The 1208-nt window shown below is 56.5% G+C and carries 1 protein-coding gene; it reads left to right on the top strand.

The genetic code is table 11. The annotated features are described in order from the left end of the window. Nucleotides 1–264 precede the first annotated feature (264 nt). Nucleotides 265–1208 (top strand): 3'-5' exonuclease family protein (locus BMY01_RS16900; RefSeq protein WP_074749268.1); only part of this gene is annotated, 944 nt, incomplete at its 3' end.

Below are 1208 nucleotides of genomic sequence, written 5' to 3'. Positions count from 1 at the left end.
CCTTCTCAAGAGCGGATAGCAAAGGCTACTCTGCTAAATTCCTACACTCTGTTCGGGACCATACATTGAGGAAATTCTAATACCTGAGCAAAAAGAAAGTCTTGAACGGCTGGCATGGCCTGTGACAAGCCCCAACGGGGGATGGGAAATTTTCCAATATTGCGAAAATTTTTCGTGAACCCATTTAATTGATTCTTTGCCCAAGCTGATTAGCTGTGTAAGCTGTCGGGAATTTAAAAACCTACCCTCGCTCCTGCCGCAACCTTGCTTCCTTTCCCCTACGTCATCCTGGACCTGGAAACCACAGGTGGCACGCCCCTGCATGACCGCATTATCGAGATTGCGCTCATCCGCTTCGAGGAAGGAATGGAAAGCGAGCGTTGGGAAACGCTGGTCAATCCAGGCATGTCCATTCCGCCTTTCATCACGCATCTGACTGGTATCAGCAATGGGATGGTAAAGGATGCGCCTTCCTTTGGGGACATCGCCCACCGGCTCTACAGTTTTCTTGATGGAGCGGTGCTGGCAGCGCATAACGTCCGCTTCGACTACGGATTCCTGAAGAATGAGTACCGGCGCATGGGGGCGCTGCTCCAGCACAAGGTATTGTGCACGGCCAGGCTCTCGCGCAAGCTCTATCCGCAGCATAAGGGTCATGGGCTCGACGCCATCGTGCAGCGTCATGGGCTAAAGACCGAGGCACGCCACCGGGCGATGGGGGACGTGGAGCTCGTCGCAGCCTATCTTGGGATGGCAAGGCGCGAACTGGGCGCCCGAGAGGTGCAAGAAGCCGCCACTGTCTTGCTGAAAGACCCAAGCCTGCCCGCAGGCCTGGATGCTTCAATTCTGGAACAGATTCCGGACAGGCCGGGTGTCTATTTCTTCTACGGCAAAAACGCCCTTCCGCTCTATATCGGCAAGAGCGTGACGCTGCGCTCGCGGGTCATGTCCCACTTCAGCGGCGACCATGCCTCGTTCAGCGACATGCGCATTGCTCAGGAGGTGGAGCGGGTCGAATGGATGGAAACAGCCGGGGAACTGGGCGCGCTGCTGCTGGAGTCGAGGTTGATCAAGGAGCACCATCCCATCCACAACAAGCGACTGCGCCGCTCCCGCACGCTCTTTTCCCTGAAGCTGGGCGATGGCTCGCACGAAGCCCAGTTGGTGAATATCGTGACGGAAGAGGATATCCACCCCGAGGTGTTCGG

Source organism: Nitrosospira multiformis, assembly GCF_900110185.1.
GTDB lineage: Bacteria > Pseudomonadota > Gammaproteobacteria > Burkholderiales > Nitrosomonadaceae > Nitrosospira > Nitrosospira multiformis_A.
This window is presented reverse-complemented; position numbering and strand designations above follow the sequence as displayed.